Below are 22,797 nucleotides of genomic sequence, written 5' to 3' on the forward strand. Positions count from 1 at the left end.
AGAATCAAACATACACTGCATGACGCTTGGTTTTCAAAGCATTGCACAAATGAATGATGCCATTGCACGTGTAACACGCATACAAAAAGAAACGGCCTGAGTAGCTACCCCACTATCCGGTAAACAATTCAATAAGGAGAGATAAACGAAATAAAATCAGAACGGGTAACCTATCGCAAAATGGAAAGCAAAATCGCGGCGGAAGTCCGGTTTGAAGATGGTCCATCGGGAACCTGCCGGAAGGCCGGGATTATGCGCTTTCATTCCCCCGTCTATCCTGATCAGCAGAAAGTTGAGATCTAAACGCAGACCTAGTCCATAGGCCACGGCCAGTTCCTTGTAAAAACTGTTCCACCGGAACATACCGCCCGGTTGTTCTACATAGTCCCTGATAGTCCATATATTCCCGGCATCGACGAAAGTGGCCAGTTCAAACAAATTGGTGAGCTTACGCCGGAACTCCACGCTCAAGTCAAGCTTCACATCACCCACCTTACGGCCGAAATCAGATCCTACGGAATCGCGACTGTAGGTTCCCGGTCCCAATGTACGGGTGCTCCACCCTCTCACACTATTGGCCCCGCCGCCGAAATAGCGCTTCTCGAAGGGCAGGATAGTGGAATTTCCGTAAGGGTAGGCCATGCCTAATGCCAGATGCGCGGCAATAGTGTTGTTGTCATTGAAAGTATGGGATGCGGCTATATCGAAATCGCCCTTCACATACTCGGAATAGGGCAATTTGAAAATTGTCTCGAACCCATTTTCATTCTGTTGCCCTGCCCCCAGACTGGTGAAGACACGGGGCAGCCATCCCGCCACTTCTACCCCTGAGCGGATCCGGAAGGGAATTACCGGCATATCCCTTCTCGCAATGCGGTTATAATTGGTATAAGTGACAGTGTATGCGCTGCGTACGATCAACTGGTCATCATAACTATACCGCAAGATCGGATTAGCGTCCTCACTCAGATAAAGTTCTTCGAACCGTTCGGATTTCCAGGGCATCCTTACATAGGTAACCCCGACCGGTTCCAGCATATGTTGCAATCGCCATTCCATAGAGGCCCACTGGAAGCGGGAGGAGAGGTTAAAGAACTGACGCAGGTATTCCGGCCGTTTCTGGAAGTTGAGCCCCGCGGAAAACTCCGTGGAGGCCGAGGGTTGATCTTTGAGTTGTTTTATCACCCACGGAAGCAGTAATTGCGGAATGGAAAGGAACACCTCCGCCCCATATTCATAAAAACTATTGTCCAGGAAATTCAGGCTGTCGGACGCCGTGATGAATTCATAAGCAGCATTCAATTGAACACGAAATGTTTCTCCCCCCTTCAGGAAGTTCCGGTGTTCATAGGTCACATTGCCCGCAACTCCGAGGTCGCCTGCCGAATTGGTGCCGTCCACTCCGAACTGCGTGTAATGAAGGTTTCCCGGAAAGAGGGTGATCTTCGAGTCGATGTAGGCCGAGTCGTTTCGTATTACGGGGGTCAGGTTGATCGTCGTCTGGTTCACCGGCCCCATCCCGTTCAGTGACGCATAGGTCCGCTCTACAATCCTGTCGGAATAAAGCCGCCCGGGACGTAAGAAGGTGTTATAATAAACAGCCTGTGGGCGCAGGAAACGTTCTCTTTCTGAAACAATCTGCATCCCCCGGTATTCTATCGTATCTAACGGTAGTTGGCGGGTGGAGTCTTCCAGAAGAGCCGCATCTACTCCGTTGATCACGGTCACATTTCCCATATAGTACTGTTGATGGAAGGTCGTATCGGAGGGATTGTTCAGGGCAAGCGTCACATCCACCTGACTGGTTCCCACGGTGGTGTCGGCAATAAAATAGAAGTTATCTTTCAGAAAATCGTAATATCCCCTGTTCCTGAGTATAGTGGTCATCCTTTCCCTGCCTTCCTCCAGTACGGAGAGATCGAAAATATCGCCTTCTCTCATCACTTCGAGCCGTCTGGCCTGATTCAGAATATTATAGATAGTCGTATCGGTCGAGTGAATAGTATCCCTGAAGATACGGATGCGATGGGGTTCGTGCCCTGTCACATCATAAGTTACATCGGCTTTCTTATCTTTTTTTACCACGGCGGTATCTACCTCTGCATTCAGGTATCCCTTGTTATTCAGATGCAGCCGGATCTGTTCTGCCGAGATAACAGTCAACTGTTCGTTATAAAGTACGGGGGGTTCGCCGTATTTGAGCAGCAGCCTGTTTACCCATGTGGAGGTATCCTCGGGTATATTATACATATGCAGTTTCACCTTCCCCAGCAAAAACACCGATGAGTTGGGTTTCTGCCGCAGATAGGGCTTCAGGGCGGACGAGCCGATACCTTTCACATCCGATTCTATCTCGGTCTTGTTGAGAAGATAGCTCCCTTCGGGCACCTTTTTAGTAACATCACAGGCGACCAATGTAAATATCCACAATATGAAGACTATATACTTTTTCATATAATTAGCCCATTAGCACATCAGCACATTATTAATTAGCTGATTTACCGATGTGCCGATTAGCAGATTAATTAATAAATCATTAAATCAACCCATCATCAAATCATTACTCCTTTTCTTCTTTTTTCCTGATAAATCTGAAGTCAAACAGATCCCTGAATCTTTTCGCCTCCCGGGTGACCATCACCCCTACCCCTTGCGTGGTAGGTGCACGGCGGTAGAACCGTTCATTGGCCCTGTTAAAGGCCCTTAGCATAAGCCAGTTGTTGATGTCATACTCCAATTCAAATTCTCCCAGAAATGCCTGCTGACCGGCCAGCATACTGTTATCCCCGTAACTCAGATTGGTGTTTATGCGCAGCCGGTTGTTCATCAAACGGGTAGAGACATCCACCCCCATCCTCACGTTATCGAGGGTGCCATCGACCGACTCCAGGTTGGTACTGATCGACCAGTTGTCGCTCAGTGCACGGGCAAACAGGGCATCCAGCCCCCGGGACAGGGTGTTGGCCGCTAATTTTGTAAATACCGACGAACCAAAGTCCAGGTCGGGAGATCCCTGTGACGGAATAAAATTACCGGTAGTCACAAGATAAGCAAACTGAAGGATCTTTGTCTCTTCATCAGGAATAAAGCTATTTACCCGCTGTTGAATATCGTTGGAACTTTCCGGCAGTTCAATATCATATTGCAGGTCCATCTCTTCCAGATCTCCCCTGATATGAAGCAGCGCGTTCACAGCTACCCGTGTATTGGCCAGCTCGGTGGAGAATGTGGGGCTGAGTGCGGTCAGATCTGCCTTTACAGGCAGGTAAGCGGTGACATTGAACTGCGTATTCATGGGGTTACCCTCCATAGAGAGCTTGCTTCCTTCCCGAATATTGAAGTCTATCGAGCGGAGATTCTGTATATTGTAATGGAACTTTCCGTCATGAATGACATAGTCTCCGTAAAGACGTGCCGAAGGTGTAGCTCTGGAGTTAAAGTTGATATTCAACTCGCCATCGCCGCTCACATTAAGTGCATTCCCGGTAGTTGGGTCGAGTACCACACCCGCTTCGAGCAACTGGTTCAGGTTCACGGTGATGTTCATCACAATGGGAATACCCTGGGACATATTCCTGCCGGGCTGTCCCGCAGTTTCTTCATTTTTCCGTAGGAATGTCAGGGAATCAGGCTCCCGGAATTTGCTGCTGACATAGATTATACCACTGTACTCCGTCGCTTTTGCTGTTTGCGGGACCACTATGGTTACATTCGATTTGCTGGAACTGGTCAAATTCCCATCCCCGAAAATTCCGGAGGGAGATCCCGTCACATTCAGCTCTCCCGACAGTTTCAGGCTACCGTAAGCCATCAGGTCAGTCCGGTTTGCATTGTTCAATAGCATAAAATCGTTGAAGCGGATACCGGCTTTATAAACCATACGCCCGAAATTGGTGTGCGACAGACTCACGTTCAGTGTGGCGGTATGGTTGTTCTGGTCACGGATTACCAGATCTTTTAATCCCACATTGTCCCTGCTGATCTCTATTTTATCGGAGATATAATAAGTTACATTGGTAAATGCCACCTTCATCATTCCGTCATCAATTCCCAGCCATCCTTCCGTTATCGGTGCAGAGAGAGTGCCGGTGACACGTATCTGAGAATTCAGACGCCCGTCCAGTTCACTGAAAATGTCGGTAGTAAATGGCTTAATAGCCGTCAGTTTAAAATCAGTTATTTTGAGGTTAATATCCATGGGAGACGTGCTATTATCCCCGGTAGGAATATATCCCTGAATATCGAGGCTGCGCTCTCCCCTATCCTCGAGCCAGGCATTCAAATTAAGACCGGAAAGGACGTTATCCCAATTCGCTTCGACCCGGAATGTACCGATAGTGTCTCCCTGCGCCGTAATATTCTCTATCCGGAGATCTTCGGTACGGATCATCGGGTCGCCCAATGCCTGCTGCACGTATATCTCACCATTGATAGAACCGGTAAAGTTGGTCACATTAAATGTATTGAGGATATTCGCCAGTTCCGTATTATTGAAATATATCCGGATATTATCGGTTTCGTTCTTGGAGGCTACCCCCTCTATGCCCAGCAGGAGCATATTATCTTCACGCATTCCGAAATTGGAGATCACGATACTGTCAGTGCTGTAGGCGATAGTAGCATCGTTAAAATCGATCTGTTTACCGTTGAAGATGATACTGGCAGGAAGGAGGTGGATGTTTGCCGCAAGCCGGTTTTCACTATCACGCAGAAATCCCGCCGCGATCAATAATTCCCCGTTGGAGCGGGTAGCGTTTTGCTGGATATCGAACGACAGATGGTTATTTACGGAATCCGAAACTGCATCACTGTGTAATTTTACATTCATATATCCGGTATTCTGCACCAGATAGCTGTTCACGTCCAGCCCCAGTCCGGACATACCACTGAGCAGGTTCACCTTGGTTTCGCGGATATCATTGGCGCCGACCATCAACCGGGGAAGATGAGCGTCGATCCGCAGCGACTCCTCAGTCGTCATGTCCACACTGCCGGAGATGGTCGCCGGCTCCACATTATAAAATGGCAATGAAAGGGCATAGGAGAGATCTTCCGTGTTCTGAAGCTGGATATTGAATTGGAAATTGTTTTTACCCGCCTCAGGTTGTGCCTGTTGTATTTCTTTTACACCGATCACCGAGGGGAGATGGGGATGAATTACCTGCATCAGCTCTGCCCCGATAGTAGAAAAATAATAATCGCCGGTGATATTGCCTTCAAAAAATGAGGACATGAATTCGATTTTCTTTCCCTGGCCTTCATCGGCCGACGCTTCTAAAAAAATAGCGCCGGGATTATAAATAAAATTACTGTCGCCCAGCGAGATGTTCTCCATCACCACGGTCCCCGTCAGGTCGTCCAACGAACTGCCCGCCAGGTTGCCGTCAATATTCACTCTGAGATAGGGATCTTTCCAGCTCTCGTTCGCCACGAAAGGCGTCAGATCGAGGCGCTCCACATCCGCCTTCACATCAAATTTCATTGCTTCCCCGAATGTCATATTGCCGGAGAGATCGAACTTGTTCTTTTCCATATCGGAACGAATCTCCGCAACCACACTACTGCCACTATATACTCCATCGAAGAAGATATTATTGTAACGATAATCCCTGAAGGACGTCGATTCAATCCGGCCGTCGGCCGCCACTGTCATCCCTGCATCCTGCAGGACAGAAATTTTGACATCCGTGGTGAGGGTGGTGGTGCCTACGCCGGCATCCTTTCCTATAATATTGGCCACCTGGATGTTCCTGGCTCTCACCGGTCCTTCAAAAACAAAGCTTTTGAATTCATTGCCGATACGCCCGGTTCCTTTGAGGGTTACCTGGCCTTGCTCTGTAGTGAGGTCACCGTCATAAAGAAATTGCTTCAGATGGCCATCGGCTTTTATCCGCAGATCAAGGTCGCCCATTGCCTGTAGCTGGTCGGGCGGAGTGAAGTCGGGTGACCCGGCGCGGAACAACGCCTCCAGGTCTTCCTGCGAAACGGACAGATTCCGGAGATTCACATGCAATTCACCGTTATTAATATCACTGTAGTCGGAAACGGATCCTGATATATTGAGTTCCGTATCGGAACCGTACCGGAAATCTAAATTATTCAGCACGGCTTGCGGCAATTCTCCCTCTGCGCTGATCTCAAAAGAGATTGGTTTATCGAGATGGGCAACCCGGGAAGAGAAAATAGTTACATCGCGCGGGTCGATCATATTGCTTTCCGCGGTAAGAGAAAACGCTTTCGACCCCAGGTCGTAGGCGGCGTCCTTAATCTGGATACGCGATCCGTTCAAAGCGACAGTCACTCCGTCAGTACTCAACAAAGAATCCTCCCCCCTCACCCGGGCTTTCAGATTGTGGAGTGAAAGGCCGGCATTCTTTTCCAGAAAGTTAAGATGATTTACTTCGGCCTGCATATCTTCCAGACTCAGAAAATCCGCTTTCCCCCGGAAATTAAAGTCTTGCAGGTCTATGTGACTGACATTAAAGGTTCCGGGAGTCTCAGGTACCGAAAGAATATTATACCGGAGCTTTCCATTCTTTAATATCGCTTCGTTGGCGGTTATACGCCACGGTTTCTTCTCCTTCTCCACCTTTAGGGTATCCTCCTTGGCGAAGGCATCGATAATAAACTGAAAATTAAAGGGATCGTCGGGCGATGTGCGGTGTATATTGGCCGTAAAATTCTCAAGACCCACCTTATGCACCGTCACCTTGTTTCTCAGGAGATCCAGCGCATGGAGGCGTACTGCGATCTTGCCCACATACAACAATGTATCCTGCTGGAGGTCCTCTACATAAACCCCTTCGAGTTCCACGGTATTGAAAAGGCGGATACGGATACTCTCCAGATCAATTTTCGTTTTGAGGAGCGGCCTGAATTTTTCCAATGCCATGTTAGCCACACTCTTCTGCACTGCAGGAATGCTGAAAGCAATGAAAAGCAGTATATTCAACAATATAATACTAACAATGACAATGGCGAATATGCGGACAATTTTAGCGACCAACTCAATTGAATTATTATGAATGAGCGACTTTGATTGTTTAATAATACAATATTACAAAAAAAGGGGGTCAAAAGTTCGTATCCGGTAAACTTTTAACCAAAAATAGGTTTTTTGGATTTCATTCTACTTATTTCCACAACAAAGAACTATCGCCGTAACTCAAAAACCGGTAGTCGTTTTGCAGCGCATAGTCGTAGATCTTCCTCCAATCATCGCCCACAAATGCAGAAATGAGCAATAACAACGTACTTTGAGGCTGGTGAAAGTTAGTGATGATGGCATCGGGAAAATGGAATTCATAGCCGGGGGCGATCATCAGTTGGGTGCTAGAAATAAGACGTTCCTGCCCGGTCTCTTCAAGATACCGGAGAATATTTTGAAGCGCCTGTTCCGGAGCAATCTCTTCGACATCGTCATACGGTTCCCATTGTTTTACACCCAGTTCATCGGCAGATATGCCCGGATCAGTACCGAGTTTCCTTCCGATATAGTAAAGGCTTTCCACAGTACGCATGGAGGTGGTTCCCACCACCACGACTTTCCCTGAATGATGCAGTAATTGCTCAATAGTCTCTTTTGGCACGGAGATGAATTCGGTATGCATCTCGTGACCGGCTATGGTTTCGGTCTTCACAGGCCTGAAGGTGCCTGCCCCCACATGGAGTGTGACTTCGGCCGTCCGGATCCCTTTGTCACGAAGCCGATCCATCACTTCTTCCGTGAAGTGTAAGCCTGCCGTAGGCGCCGCCACAGACCCTTCGGAACGGGAATAGACCGTTTGATAGGTCTCATCATCCTTCCTCTCCGCAGGACGGTTCAGATAAGGAGGGATAGGTAATTTCCCGGCAATTTCCAACAGCTCCGAGAAAGTGAATTCCTCATTATCCCAGGAAAACCGCACCACCGTGTCACTCCCTGTTATGGCCGCCTTTTCGGCTTTCAACGTCACTACACTGTTTCCGGCAGGTATCTGTATCCGCAGCGGCTCCTCCTTCCACCGTCTGGCATTTCCGACCATACAATGCCAGGAGCAGTGACGGCGTTGCTGAAAATTCACCGTATAGTCGGCCGGATGATGCGGTGAGAGGCAGAATATCTCAATCTGCGCACCGGTCTCTTTCTGAAACAACAGCCGGGCATGGATCACCCTGGTATTGTTAAACAGGAGCAGGGTTCCTTCCTGAAGCAGTCCGGGCAGATCCCCGAACCGGGAGGTACTGATCTGCGACCCGTCGTATACCAATAACCTGGACGCATCTCTTTGATGAAGAGGATACTTCGCTATTTTACCGTCGGGAAGAGGATAATTATAATGGGATATCTGTAGTTGCCGGATCTTCTCCTTTTTCATTTTTTTACTATCAAAAAAACGATTTTTCGTAATAATTAATGCTTTTATTCCGCAAAATTAGTCAACTTTGCAACACGTAACAAGAATAAAAGAGTCAAAACAGGCATTTCCATCAAAAACTCGCCTTGACAGGTGAAACACACTGACACTTTACAATGAATAAATTATCAACAGGGGACACGGTCCGTTTCCTCAACACAGTAGGAGGAGGGATCGTAAAGGGCTTCCGGAACAAACAGGTGGTAATCGTGGAAGATGAACATGGCTTCGACGTACCTGTACTGATCTCGGAATGTGTCGTGGTAAAACCGGCAGGCAATGAAAAGCTGACGCAGTTGGCCGAGGAGAAAGACGTTTCCTTCGATATAGCGAGCCTCGCCTCAACACTCCATGCAACGGCAGGAGAGGAAGAGAGAAAAGAGCAGCCTGAGGAAACCCCGGAAGGTGAAAAGATCACCGCTTGCCTGGCGTGGCTTCCCCTGGATATAAAGAACCTGTCGTCCACGGCCTACGAGTGCTATTTCGTGAACGACAGCAATTACTATCTCTTTTTTAATTATATGAACAAGGAAGGGGATTCCCTGAAAATCCGCTATAGCGGCCTTATCGAACCCAATACCAAGATCTTTCTGGAGGAGCTTGAAAAAAGTGACCTCAACGATATAGAGAAAGTGATCGTGCAGTTCATTGCATTCAAGCGCCATAAACCGTTCAATTTAAAAAATCCCTGTTCGGTGGAGTTGCGTATCGATACGGTGAAATTTTACAAACTGCACAGTTTCGGGGAAAACGATTATTTCGAGGATAATGCGCTTATCCGCTTCATCATACAAAACGATACCCCTGAAAATGAACTTCACGTTTCGGCAGGTGACCTGGAGCACGCGATGAAAGAAAAAAAGCGACAGGACGGCCGTTCGCAGGGAGAACCGGTCGAAAAAAAAAGAAAAGAAACGGTGACCGAGATCGACCTGCATATCAATGAACTGCTCGACACCACCGCAGGAATGAGCAATGCTGATATACTGGAATACCAGTTGAATAAATTCAATGAGGTGATGAATGAACATATTCACCGTAAAAACCATAAAATTGTATTTATCCACGGCAGAGGGGACGGCGTACTCAGAAATGCCATCCTTAAAGAGTTGAAAAAGAATTATCCCAAATGTTTTTACCAGGACGCCTCTTTTAGTGAATATGGCTATGGAGCGACCATGGTGACGGTTAAATAAAAAATAAATATTGACGTATGAAAAAGATGATCCTGCTCCTCAGTGTAGCCATTTTCCTTAACGGCTGCGATGTAGTAAATAAAATCGGGGGGGCCTACCAGCTTTCACAAAGCGAATACCGCTATCGTTCGTTAGACAATATTCAACTGGCAGGAATAAGTTTAGGCAACGCTTCCGCCATTTCGGTATCAAAACTGGCTTCCATAGCTACCGTCCTTGCAGGGGGATCCGCCATGCAAAACATCCCTTTCAGTATGACGCTCAATATGGATGTGACCAATCCGAACAACAGCGCCGCTTTTCTCGATGCATTGGATTATGCCATCCAGATCAATGAAATGGATTTTGCGGAAGGGAAAATGGATATACCCATCCGCATCGAGCCGGGAGAGACAAAAGTCGTTCCTATTCCCATCAGTGTGGACCTGAGAAATGTGATGAACCGTTATTCTCAGCAGCGGGTGACCAACGAGATGAGCGCTTTCCTCGGCATCACTCCCAATAAGACCTCCGTAACCGTGAAACTATGGCCTAAGCTCACTGTAGGCAATACGGTCCTTAAATCGCCGGCAGCTATCCCTGTGGTATTCAATTTCGGAGGAAAGGAATAACAGGCTGCGGCATAGCAGCATCATTAGAGGAATTATTTTCCCGCCTCCTCAAACAGGATCCGTGCGCGGCAGGTAATTCCTTTTTCACGGGTTTCAATCTGGAAAAGATAATCTTCCGGAGCAACCATCCGGCGGTATACCTCGCCGCTGTCGCCATAGGTAATCTCTTTCAGAAAATTGATCTCGAACCGCCGGATATAGTGTTTCCGGTAAAAATCGAGCGAGAAACAGTCCGATATCCATTGCACGTAATTCAGGCTGTTGACATGGCCGTTGACATCGATATCACTGTATTTTACCGTGAAGGTGTTGGCCACCTCTCCCTCTATATTGGCCATCCTGTCGGGTTCACCCAACGGCGTACTTTCATGCACAATATACCGTTGCATGGAGGGTATGGTATCCAGCCGTATGGTGCGCCGCGTGCGCATATCGATGACCGCCCAGGATGATGCCGCGTGGCCGATCACCGTTCCGGCACCGTCCCTAATCCGGAAATTACGGGTAGTAAATGCGGTTCCCACATGCTCAATCCACGTCTCAATGGAAAGGGTATCTTTCTCCGTAGGGAATCGTTCCATATCGATCACCAGACGCGAAAGCACCCAGGTGCAATACTCCGTCTGCAGTTCCAGCAGGCCGAAACCATTTTCATCCGCATTCCTGCCGGCCGTGATCAGCACCATATTGGTGAACGACCTCAGCGAAACTCTCCCCCGGAAATCGATATCCTGCGCCTCAATATCGAAATTGTATTTTTTCTTCGCACTCATTTTTCTCTTTGACTTATTTCTTCTTCGCACCTCACCGAAATTCAAACAAGTTTATTTTTGGTTTCGGTTTGTCGTTGGTTGGGCTATGCCATAGCAGGAACTATTTCATTAAGTGAGAGCAGAGCAAATAAATTGGCTTTGCCGAACGCAGAATTAACAATCGAGGAGCGAAGGCGACTCAAATAGTCTAATTTTATTGAAATCTTTTCTCTTTTTGAACCCCAAAGGTACAAAAATATCCAAAAGCAACCCTTATTCTCCGGCTGATTTACCGATTATAGTTCATTCTCCTCACTACGTGAAACCCGTTGGGTTTGAAGCCGGAAAATAACCCGCCTGCCATTATAGCCTGTTATCCTATTACCGGGCGGCAGTCTGTGAATGCTCTTTTCCCGAATGGAATTAATCATTACCTTTGCAAAGACTTGGAACTTAATTTCACATTTATCTTATGCAATCGATCAGAGAACTCTATCGCATCGGGAACGGCCCGTCAAGCAGCCATACTATGGGTCCGAAAAAGGCTGCGACGATATTCGCCGAGAGTCATCCGGAAGCGAAGAAATTCGTCGTCACGCTTTACGGAAGCCTGGCTGCTACCGGCAAAGGGCACCTGACCGACGAAGCAATTTTAAGCGTACTGGAACCGGTAGCACCCGCCACCATCGAATGGCTGCCCAAAACATTCCTCCCTTTTCACCCCAACGCACTGAAACTGAAAGCCTATGACAGCGATGGAAAACTGACGGATTCCCAGACGGTATATAGCGTGGGCGGCGGAAAACTTTCCGACGGGGAAAAAACAATCGGCGTCGCAGGGAATGAGGGAAAAGATATCTACCCGATGACTACTATGACAGAGGTGATGGAATGGTGCGAGAAAACAGGTAAAAGTTACTGGGAGTATGTGGAAGAGTGCGAAGGCAAAGGAATATGGGATTACATGGCAGAGGTATGGCAGGTGATGAAGGATGCTGTAGAAAGGGGACTCGATAATGAAGGAGTGCTGCCGGGACCGCTGAGCCTGCACCGGAAAGCGGCAAGTTATTTCATCAAGGCCAAGGGATACAAGGCGTCGTTACAATCGCGGGGGCGGGTATTTGCCTATGCGCTGGCGGTATCGGAAGAGAACGCATCGGGTGGTGAGATCGTTACCGCGCCCACATGCGGCTCTTGCGGCGTGATGCCTGCGGTTCTTTATCATCTGGAAGAAAGCCGCAGTTTCAGTAAGAACAGAATGCTCCGTGCGCTGGCCACAGCGGGACTGGTAGGCAATATAGTGAAAGAGAACGCCTCGATCTCAGGTGCGGAAGTGGGATGCCAGGGAGAGGTGGGCGTTGCCTGCGCGATGGCGGCCGCGGCCGCCAGCCAACTCTTCGGAGGAAGTCCCGCCCAGATCGAATATGCTGCGGAGATGGGGCTGGAGCACCACCTGGGGATGACTTGCGACCCGGTGTGCGGACTGGTGCAGATCCCCTGTATCGAACGCAACGCCTATGCCGCCGTAAGGGCGCTGGATGCCAACCTTTATTCGTCGTTCACGGACGGGATCCACCGGGTTTCATTTGACCGCGTGGTGAATGTGATGAAGGAGACGGGACACGACCTGCCTTCACTCTACAAAGAGACCGGCGAAGGAGGGCTGGCCAAAGGACATACATTTTCCTGAGAAGCTGAGAAGAGAACCGGTATACCTGCCTCTATACCGTACATATATCTTTTTGCTTCATCAATATACTTTTCTTCAAATTCTGCCGTTATTAAGAACGGTATTACGTAATCAACCTATTTAAACTATTTCGTTAAGCTAAAGGAGCAAAGTCAAACTTGTTTGCGTTTTGCCATAGCGAGAAATAGTCTAATTTCAATGAAATTAAAATGATAGACTACATTAAAGGAGAGGTAGTGGAACTTACGCCGACCAATGTAACCCTGGAATGCGGCGGTATCGGCTATCTGCTGAATATCTCGCTCAACACCTATGGAGCGATCGACAAAAAGTCCCCGATAAAACTTTATGTGTATGAATCCATCCGGGAAGACGCCCATGTGCTATTCGGGTTCATGGACAAACATGAACGTGAACTGTTCCTTCACCTTATCTCCGTATCGGGCGTAGGTCCCGGCACAGCAAGGATGATCCTTTCCTCCCTTAACTCAAGGGAACTGGAAAATGTGATCGTCACGGAGAATGCTCCCGTACTCCAATCGGTAAAAGGGATCGGGGCAAAAACGGCACAAAGGATCATTGTCGATCTGAAAGATAAGATCAAGCTTACCGATGAGAGCGGTGCCATTCAACTGCCCACGAAAGACGATCTCTCCGAAACAGGCCATGCCGCAGTGTCGGCCCTGGTAATGCTTGGCTTCGTGCAGACGGCATCACAGAAAGCGGTATCAAAAATCATGAGGGAATCGCCCTCGCTGCCGGTGGAAGGCGTGATCAAAGAGGCGCTGAAGAGATTATAACAGGCTGATTACGTAATACGATGCAAATTGTTGATTTCAAGGATCGTATTAAGCTGTTGTTTCTCTGGGAAAAATCGTACACATAGTCTCTCCTATCCATACGAAGATCATTCAATTTTTAACACCAAGGTCGTATGGAACCCGTATGCTCATTATTTTATGTGCATATTACTGTATATGCCCGTTTCTCTCGTTGATATCGAGTGAAGGGGTTCTATCCGGGCAGACCTCTTCATCCCAACTGCCTCCCGACAGCACCGGTAATAACTTTCAGGCGACGGAAAACTCCCCTGATAAGCCGGCCGGGCTGCAAAGCATAGCGCCTGTCCGCCTGGATCCTCCGAACGTACGGACAGAGGTAAGATACGACTATCGTACTAACCTTTACATCTTTGAACGCATAATCGGCGGCACAGTGGCCGACACCCCCGTCACCATGACCCCAAAAGAGTATATGGAATACCGGTTGAAGCAAATGCAAAACAGTCATTTCCGGGACCGCAACACTTCCGGCGGCAGCGGTTCGCCGTTTGTCCGGCCTCTGTCCCTTTCCCGCCAGCGCGCAAGGGATAAACTGTCCGGCGCCATTTTCGGCCCCGGAGGGGTCCGGTTGACCACACGGGGCTCCGTAGAGATATCGGCAGGGTTGAAAAGGGATGTGACCGATAATCCCACCCTGCCGCAACGGGCACGCGTACGCAACCGGTTCGATTTCGACCAGCAGATCCAACTTAACCTGAACGCGAAAGTAGGTGATAAGATCGATTTCAATATCAACTACGACAGCAACGCCACTTTCGACCTGGATGCCAGAGAAATAAAACTGGCTTACCGGGGTGGCGAGGATGAGATCATCCGTAACATCGAAGCGGGGAACGTAAGCATGACCACCACCAACTCACTCATCAACGGCGGTGCGGCGCTGTTCGGCATAAAAACGGATCTGCAGTTCGGCAAACTGCATATAAACACTCTCTTTTCCCAGCAACAGTCGGAAACGCAGACCGTGAACAGCCGCGGAGGGGTACAGACCACACCGTTTGAGTTCAACGCCGATCAATACGATGAGAACCGGCACTTCTTCCTGGGGTACTATTTCCGCGAATCGTACGACAATGCGTTGGCCAAACTACCTTATGTGCAATCACCGGTAGCCATCACCCGGATGGAAGTGTGGGTCACCAACAAACAGGGTAACTACGACCAGGTAAGGAATTTAGTGGCCTTTGCCGACCTGGGGGAACACAGCACCATACACAATCCTTTCTGGACACCGCAGGGGAGTGAAGAGTACCCGCATAACCGGGCCAATTCGATGTATGAACAGCTGGTCACCGCATATGCCGGTGCAAGGGAGATCACGGCTACCGACAATATCTTACCGGACAACATACTCCGGGGTATCGATTACGAAAAACTTGAAAATGCGCGCCTTCTCAACCCTTCGGAATACAAATTTCAGCCGCAACTGGGATATATCTCACTTCAAATGCCATTGCTGGCGGATGAAGTGCTGGCGGTAGCCTTTGAATATACCCGCAACGGCCAGGTTTATCAGGTGGGAGAGTTCTCCGATGATGTGGGAAAAGGAACGGAGGGGAACAGTCAGGCAACAAGCGGTGCACTCTTCGTAAAACTGTTGAAACCGGTTTCGCTCTCCCCCCGGGCTTATACCTGGGACCTGATGATGAAGAATATCTACTCCGTAGGTTACGGCGCCTACGACTTGCAACAAGACCCTTTCAAGCTATACATCACCTACCAGAGCGATACTACCGGCATCTATCTGAATTACCTCCCCAACAGCGGCATTGAGGAAAAATTACTGCTACAGGTGATGAACCTCGACCGGCTCAATGCACGCCACGACCCCTACCCTGACGGGATCTTCGACTTCCTGGAAGGCTATACCATAGATACGGAAAACGGGCGCATTATTTTCCCGGTAACGGAACCTTTCGGATCGCACCTGAGAGAGAAAATCGGTAATGACGTCATGGCAGAGAAGTTCATTTTCCGGGAGCTGTATGATTCCACACTTACTGTTGCCCGGCAGGCTGCAGAAAAGAACAAATTCCGCATGAGCGGCGAGTACAGGGGTTCATCGGGCACAGAGATCAACCTGAATGCGATGAATATCCCCCGGGGATCGGTCCGGGTAACAGCAGCCGGCATCACCCTCACGGAAGGGGTGGATTATACCGTGGATTATCTCTCCGGAACGGTGCGCATCATCAACCGGTCAATCCTCGACGCCGGCACACCCGTGAACGTCACATTCGAAAACCGGATGACATCGCAGATGCAACGCAAAACGCTGATGGGCGTAAACCTGCTTTACAACTTCTCGAAAGATTTTTCGGCCGGCGCCACACTGATGCATTATTACGAGAAACCGCTCCTCATGAAAACAGTCTTTGGCGACGAATCGGCAAAAAACAGCTTATGGGGCGTCAATCTGGACTATAAAAAACAATCCGTCGCACTGACCAATCTCATCGACCTGTTGCCATTCGTGGAGGCTACAGCCCCTTCACAGCTCTCGGCCAGGATGGAATTTGCCCATATGATCCCGGGGCATTACAAAAACAAATATACAGGAGGGTACTCCTATCTCGACGATTTTGAAACCTCCACCTCAGGAATCGACCTTCGCTCCCCTTACAGTTGGTCTCTTGCCGCCACCCCCTATAATAACACGTCTGCCGGACTGTTCCCGGAAGCTTCCCTCTCCAACAACAAGGAATACGGGAAAAACCGCGCACAGCTGGCCTGGTTCTATATTGACGGTATGTTTACCCACAGGAACTCAGGCCTCACCCCGGCGCATATCAGAAACGATCAGGAGCAACTCTCCGACCATCGTGTACGGGAGGTCTATGAACGGGAAATTTTCCCTAACAGAGATACCTATTTCGGACAGCCGGCCACTATCCCGGTGCTTAATGTTTCCTATTATCCCAACGAGCGGGGGCCTTATAACCTCGATACCCATATGGATGGCGAGGGCAGGCTGCTCAATCCCCGGGATCGCTGGGGCGGCATCACCCGCCGGATGGATATCCGGGATTTTGAAGCGGCAAATATCGAATATTTAGAGTTCTGGCTGATGGATCCCTTTGTAAATGATACATTGGGTACGTCACGCGGAGGCGACCTCTATTTCAACCTGGGTGAAATATCGGAAGACATCCTGAAAGACGGCAAGAAATTCTTCGAGAACGGGTTACCTGTCGATGGGGACTCCGCAGCCGTAGACTATACGGTATGGGGAAAATACCCCCGGCGCCAGTCCACCGTCTACGCCTTCGACAATTCCCGGGGAGACGAATCCCGCAGATTACAGGATGTAGGGCTGAACGGCTTGAGCAGCGAGGAAGAAAAATCATATCCCGCCTACAGAGATTATCTGGATGAATTGGGCACCCGCCTGACGGGCGAAACCCTTTCGCATATGCAGGAAGACGCCCACTCCCCCTTCAATGACCCGGCAGGGGACAGCTTCCGTCATTACCGGGGAACGGAGCAGGACAGGCGACAGATGAGTATTCTTGACCGGTATAAATATTTCAACGGGACAGAGGGAAATTCACTCTCACCGGAGGATGAAAGCGCTTATTCAACCGCATCGCGCGCCACTCCGGATATCGAGGATATCGACAACGATAACACGCTCAATGAGAACGAATCCTATTATCAGTACAAAGTGTCACTCCGACCCGAAGCGATGGAGGTGGGCGCCAATTTCATCGTGGACAAACGGGAAACGAGTGTACGGTTACGAAACGGCAGTGACGGAAAAATCACCTGGTACCAGTTCAAGATACCTGTCGGGGAGTATCAGGTAAAAACGGGCAATATAGAGGGATTCAATAATATCCGTTTTATGCGGATATTCCTCACCGATTTCGAAGAGCCCCATTTTCTGCGTTTCGCCACATTAGAGTTAAAGCGGAGCGAATGGCGGAACTACCGGAAGGACCTCGTCTCCGGCGGGGCAGTCACCGGATCGGGCAGCCTCGATATTTCAGCGGTCAATATCGAAGAGAACGGGCGCCGCACACCGGTGAATTATGTCCTTCCGCCGGGTGTCACCCGTATTCTTGATCCCGGCCAGCCTCAACTACGCCAGGAAAATGAACAGTCGCTCGCTATGAAGGTGGCGGATCTCGATCCGGGTGATATCCGTGCAGTATATAAAAACAGCATGTATGACCTGCGCCGCTACAAACGCCTGCAAATGTTTGTACACGCGGAACGGTTACCGCAGGATCCCGGAACCCTGCAGGACGGCGACCTCTCCATCTTCCTGCGCCTGGGGTCGGACTACAGGAATAATTTCTATGAGTATGAGATCCCGCTGCATCTCACCCCCGAAGGACAGTACAGCACCAACAATCCCTCCGATCAGGAAAAAGTATGGCCACAGGGAAATATGTTCGATTTTCCGCTCGAACTGCTCACTAATCTAAAACTGGAGCGCAATGCAGACAAACAGCGTGGTGACGGGACTTCCTTTTTTGTACCTTACACACGCCCCGACCCGGAGAAACAGGGGAATCGGATCACCATCACCGGAAATCCTTCGCTGGCGGAAGTGAAAGTATTGATGATCGGAATCAGGAACAATTCCGACACTCACCGGTCGGCAGAAGTATGGGTCAACGAATTACGTCTGAGCGAATTCGATGAAAAAGGGGGTTGGGCTGCACAGGGAAATATACAACTGGCGCTTTCCGACATAGGAACGATCAATTTCTCCGGCCGGAAAGAAACGGCCGGATTCGGAGCACTCAACCAGAGCCTGCTGCAACGCCGCGACGACGATTATACATGGGTTCAACTGGCATTGAACCTGGAAATGGGGCGTTTCTTTCCCAGACAGATAAAACTGTCGGCTCCTTTTTATTTCTCCTACTCCAATCAGATCACGGCCCCCCTCTACGATCCTTTTAACCAGGATATCCTACTCTCGGAATCCATGGAGCATTCGGGGAATCAATTCCTGAGCGACTCGATACGGCGGATCGCCATCACCGGCGTGAGAGATATAAGCATCAGCCTCAGCAATGTAAAGATGAATATCAAAAGTAAAAAGCCGATGCCCTACGATCCTGCTAATTTCAGTTTCACCTATGCCCGGAATGAAAACCAACGCCGGAGCCCCGATACCGAATATGCTACCCTGAAGGATTTCAGGTTACAGGCAAGTTATGAGTACACACCGCTCGTGAAAACATGGGAGCCGTTCAACCAACCCGGTGACAACTCCGGCAGGCAGAAACCGTTCCAGGCGGTGAACCTCAATTATCTGCCCAACAATATCCGGATCAGCTCCGATCTTATGCGCAATTATGAAGAAGTACAGTTACGCGACCTGAACGCCTATACCAAAGGAGTTACACAAGCCCAGCAAAAATACCTGTCGTTCAGCCGTAATTTCTTCTGGAACAGGGATATTTCCGTCACCTGGGATCTGACACGCAACCTGAAAACCTCCTTCCATTCAGGTAGCGTGGCCGAGATTGAAGAGCCCTACCTGCAGGTGAACAAACAGCTCAACAGGAGCGACTATGAAATATGGAAGGATTCGGTGGTACAGAGTATCCGCGAGTTGGGAAAGCCGCTAAATTATACGCAGACAGCTGATGTGGCCTATACACTCCCGTTTGCCTATATTCCAGTGCTGGACTGGATAGGTTCCAGCGCAGCGTATCACTCCCGGTACCGGTGGGAACGGGGAGCAATGATAGAAGATGAGAGGATAGGGAATTTTTTGCAGAACGACCTTTCATTCACCGTAAACAGCCGTTTTAACCTGGCAGCGCTCTACAACAAGATTTCGTTTCTACGCAAGATCAATAGCCGTTTCACCGACGGAGGGGATTCAAAGCAGACCGGCAGGCTATCCGGCGAATGGAAAGGCACCGGACCAGATATTGCCCGGTATGCAGCGCACACACTGCTGATGCTCCGTAGCTTTAACTTCAATTACGGCTATAAGTCACGCAGTGACATCCCCGGTTACGATGTGATGATCGGCGACTTTTTCGGACAGTATCACACGCCGGACGGACTGTTGCCCGGATGGGGATTCGCCTTTGGTTTCGACGGTGGCGAACGGTTCGTTGAGAAGCTGAAAGCCGCCAATCTGCTTGTGTTGAATGAAAACAATATCACCCCGGCCATCTACAATGAAACGAAAAATCTCCAGTTCAATACCTCCCTGGAGCCGCTCCCGGGACTTAAAATAGACCTGAATGCCTTGTATGAAAAGAATCACCGTACCGAGATCCAATATATGTTTGAAGATATGCCCAAAAAATCGGGAGGAAGTTTTGCTATGACCGTACAAACCTTCTCTTCCGCATTTGAAACCTCCAGGGCAGACAATAATTACCATTCACCTGCTTTTGAAAAATTCCTCCAAAACCGGCAGATCATCGTAGCACGTACAAGAGAACAATACGCCCAGACACACTATCCTGCCGGGGGATTTCTTGCCGGGAGCGAATATGAGGGAGAACCCTTCGACAGCAGCATCGGCGATGTGGGCCTCAACTCGGCCGACGTACTTATCCCCGCTTTTCTGGCTGCCTATACCGGCAAAGATCCGAATTCGGTGATGCTTACCCCTTTTCCGGATATCTCTGCATTGCTACCCAACTGGCTTATCTCCTATAATCTGATGAGGTTGCTGCCTCAGTTGGAAGACCAGTTGCAGTCGCTCACCCTCACACACCAATATCTCTCCCAATACAGGGTAGGATCCTTCGATTCCTTCATGAGCTGGGTACCCCTCGGCGATGGAAGTGATCTGGGATATGTACGGGATGCGGTTTCAGGCTTACCCGTCCCCTCTACTCCTTTCAATATATCCTCGGCGAGTATCCAGGAGAGCTTTAATCCGTTGATCGAGGCGCGGGGAGTATGGAACAACAATATAAGTATGAATTTGAGGATCAATAAAAGCAGGGCGCTGAACCTGAACATTGCCTCCTATCAGATCGTAGAAACGAATGATCACGATATTGTGGCCGGATTGGGATACCGTATCTCCAACTTCAACCGTCTCGCAGGTTTCGGATCCACATCCAGGCAAAGGGAAAGGCGACGCCCGTCCGCAGGTAAAACAGCCGGCGATGCACAAGCGGAAACAGCAGCCGCTTTCAGCAACGACCTGAACATCCGTCTCGATATTTCCCGGAAAATCACCCATGCGCTGATCAGGAAAATTGAAGAGGAGTTCACACAGGCTACAAGCGGCATAAGAACCACCACTATCCGTTTTTCAGCCGACTACGCATTAAGCAGAGCAGTCACCCTGCGTGCATTTTTCGATAAGATGGTTTACCACCCTCTTGTTTCATCAGGCTCCTATCCCACCTCTACCACCAGCGCAGGAATGAGCCTGCGTTTCAATATGGATCAATGAAAGCACACCTCGAAGGAAAAATAGCCGGAAAGAGAAACAGGGGGATTAAAGAAATCCTAAAAAGAAGACTTTACCGGAGATTTTCTATTAATTTATGTTGCAAAAGGAACTCTCTTACGTTTTTTTTTAATTTTAAGGACAAGTGTTAAACAAAAAAGAGGTTAATTTGTTAAATTAAAATGAAGAGAGACGATCTTTGAAATAAAATTGTCACAAAAACGGAGGTAAGTAAAAGAAGTGTATGAAAAAATCAACTATCTGGCTGCTTGCTATTGTGATGTTCACTGCATTCTTTGCGTTGCTGTTCCTGCAGGTGAGGTATATGAGAACCAGCCTGGATATCCGTACCCAGCAGTTCGACGAGCAGGTAAGCAGAAGCCTGTACAACGTGATGAGAGACCTGGAACACGACCAGACACGAAGGTATCTGGAACAGGATATGATTGAATCGGAAAACAGGTATTCACAATACAATCAATCGCAAATTTCGCAGAATATCACCACAGAAAGCAGAAGTACAAGCATTACTCGTCCCGATGGAAGTGAAACAAGAATTGAACTGAGCAGAACAGAACAGTCATTGCGTCCGCAACAACAGCGGGAGAGTGTATTTTTATCCCCTAATCCGGGTTCCAGCACCATCTCCAGAACGCAGTACGACATGCAGCAGTCTCTGTCGAAACGCTATCTGCATGAACGTGCGTTGCTGGATGAGGTCATTTTAAAAATAATGAGCCGTGCGAGTGACGAACCGATTGAACAGAGGGTCGATTTCAGCAAAGTGGAGCAATATATCCGCTATGAACTGGCATACAACGGGTTGAATGTACCGTTCAGTTTCCAGATTGTGGATTTCAATAATAAAGTGGTCTATTCATCACTGGGATTCTCCACCAAGCAGAGAGACGCAATCTACACCCAGATTCTGTTTCCGGCGGATCCATCGGCAAAATTAAACAAGCTGAGGGTCTATTTCCCGACGAGGAGGAACTATGTGTACGGCGAACTTTCTTTCTTTATACCGTCGCTTATATTCACGGTTATCCTGCTGATAACGTTTATATTCACGGTGGTATCACTCTTCAGGCAAAAGCGTTTGTCGGAAATGAAAAACGATTTTATCAACAATATGACGCATGAACTGAAAACGCCGGTCTCCACCATCTCGCTTGCATCGCAGATGCTGAAGGATGAATCGATACTGAAATCGCCCGAAGTGTTCAAACATGTTACCGGTGTGATTCATGACGAGACCAAAAGGCTGAGTTTTCAGGTAGAGAAGGTGCTGCAGATGTCGCTTTTCGACAAACAGAAGGCTACATTGAAAATGAAGGAGATAGATGCAAACGATCTGGTGGTGAGTGTAGCCAATACGCATGTATTGAAAGTGGAGAAACTGGAGGGAACCCTCGATATTGATCTGCAGGCAGAGGAATCCACCATCAAAGTGGATGAAATGCATTTCACCAATGTAATTTTCAATATCCTCGATAACGCACTGAAATACAAGAAGAAGGATGATCCGCCGGAATTGATGATCCGGACAAGAAACGAAGGGAACAAGATCATTATCAGCATTGAGGATAATGGAATCGGAATGAGAAAGGAGGACGCGAAGAAAGTATTCGAACGGTTTTACCGTGTGCCTACCGGCAACCGTCACGATGTGAAAGGATTCGGTTTGGGGCTGGCATACGTGAAGAAAATCGTGACAGACATGAATGGCACCATCCGTGCCGAGAGTGAATTAGGAAAAGGAACGAAATTTATAATAAGTTTACCCGTAATAACACAAAAATGATATGGAAGAAAAGTTGAAAATTTTTTTATGCGAAGATGATGAAAATCTTGGTATGTTGCTGAGAGAATATCTCCAGGCAAAAGGGTTTGATACCGATCTGTTTCCCGATGGGGAGG

The 22,797-nt window shown here is 48.8% G+C and carries 10 protein-coding genes and 1 pseudogene; 7 read left to right on the forward strand and 4 right to left on the reverse strand.

Going from position 1 to position 22,797, the window contains the following annotated elements; translation table 11 throughout:
* Positions 1–156: 156 nt before the first annotated feature.
* The 3 genes from Q0502_RS11055 to Q0502_RS11065 all read right to left on the reverse strand — a co-directional run bounded on the left by Q0502_RS11055 (position 157) and on the right by Q0502_RS11065 (position 8,357).
* Positions 157–2,454, reverse strand: coding sequence for a BamA/TamA family outer membrane protein (locus Q0502_RS11055; protein WP_298650707.1), 2,298 nt, complete (start codon positions 2,452–2,454; stop codon positions 157–159).
* Positions 2,455–2,560: 106 nt separating this feature from the next.
* Entirely contained in the window at positions 2,561–7,006 is a 4,446-nt protein-coding gene (locus tag Q0502_RS11060) for a translocation/assembly module TamB domain-containing protein (protein WP_298650709.1), read from the reverse strand.
* A 127-nt stretch (positions 7,007–7,133) separates the two neighbouring features.
* Complete coding sequence (locus Q0502_RS11065; RefSeq protein WP_298650710.1) at positions 7,134–8,357, reverse strand: S-adenosylmethionine:tRNA ribosyltransferase-isomerase; 1,224 nt, start codon at positions 8,355–8,357, stop codon at positions 7,134–7,136.
* 155 nt (positions 8,358–8,512) lie between these two features.
* Here Q0502_RS11065 and Q0502_RS11070 point away from each other — a divergent pair, with 155 nt between their 5' ends.
* On the forward strand, positions 8,513–9,592 hold the full coding sequence (locus Q0502_RS11070; protein ID WP_298650712.1) for a DUF2027 domain-containing protein: 1,080 nt from the start codon (positions 8,513–8,515) through the stop codon (positions 9,590–9,592).
* A gap of 17 nt (positions 9,593–9,609) precedes the next feature.
* Complete coding sequence (locus Q0502_RS11075; protein ID WP_298650713.1) at positions 9,610–10,203, forward strand: LEA type 2 family protein; 594 nt, start codon at positions 9,610–9,612, stop codon at positions 10,201–10,203.
* A 32-nt stretch (positions 10,204–10,235) separates the two neighbouring features.
* On the opposite strand, the gene Q0502_RS11080 is transcribed toward Q0502_RS11075, so the two are convergent.
* Complete coding sequence (locus Q0502_RS11080; protein ID WP_298650714.1) at positions 10,236–10,976, reverse strand: acyl-ACP thioesterase domain-containing protein; 741 nt, start codon at positions 10,974–10,976, stop codon at positions 10,236–10,238.
* A 451-nt stretch (positions 10,977–11,427) separates the two neighbouring features.
* Here Q0502_RS11080 and Q0502_RS11085 point away from each other — a divergent pair, with 451 nt between their 5' ends.
* The 5 genes and pseudogenes from Q0502_RS11085 to Q0502_RS11105 all read left to right on the forward strand — a co-directional run.
* A complete protein-coding gene (locus Q0502_RS11085) occupies positions 11,428–12,645 on the forward strand; it encodes an L-serine ammonia-lyase (RefSeq protein ID WP_298650716.1) in 1,218 nt (405 codons plus the stop codon).
* 209 nt (positions 12,646–12,854) lie between these two features.
* The gene (ruvA, locus tag Q0502_RS11090) at positions 12,855–13,445 is read left to right on the forward strand and encodes a Holliday junction branch migration protein RuvA (RefSeq protein WP_298650718.1); all 591 of its coding nucleotides are present in this window, start codon (positions 12,855–12,857) and stop codon (positions 13,443–13,445) included.
* 145 nt (positions 13,446–13,590) lie between these two features.
* Positions 13,591–20,880, forward strand: coding sequence for a cell surface protein SprA (gene sprA, locus Q0502_RS11095; RefSeq protein ID WP_298650719.1), 7,290 nt, complete (start codon positions 13,591–13,593; stop codon positions 20,878–20,880).
* 241 nt (positions 20,881–21,121) lie between these two features.
* Positions 21,122–22,681 carry a HAMP domain-containing sensor histidine kinase gene (locus Q0502_RS11100; RefSeq protein WP_298650721.1) on the forward strand — a complete coding sequence of 520 codons (1,560 nt, stop codon included), beginning with the start codon at positions 21,122–21,124 and terminating at the stop codon, positions 22,679–22,681.
* Position 22,682: 1 nt separating this feature from the next.
* Positions 22,683–22,797 (forward strand): annotated as a pseudogene (locus Q0502_RS11105) (DNA-binding response regulator); the annotation flags it as partial.

Origin of the sequence: uncultured Proteiniphilum sp. (genome assembly GCF_937873925.1) — a bacterium.
Classification (GTDB): domain Bacteria; phylum Bacteroidota; class Bacteroidia; order Bacteroidales; family Dysgonomonadaceae; genus Proteiniphilum.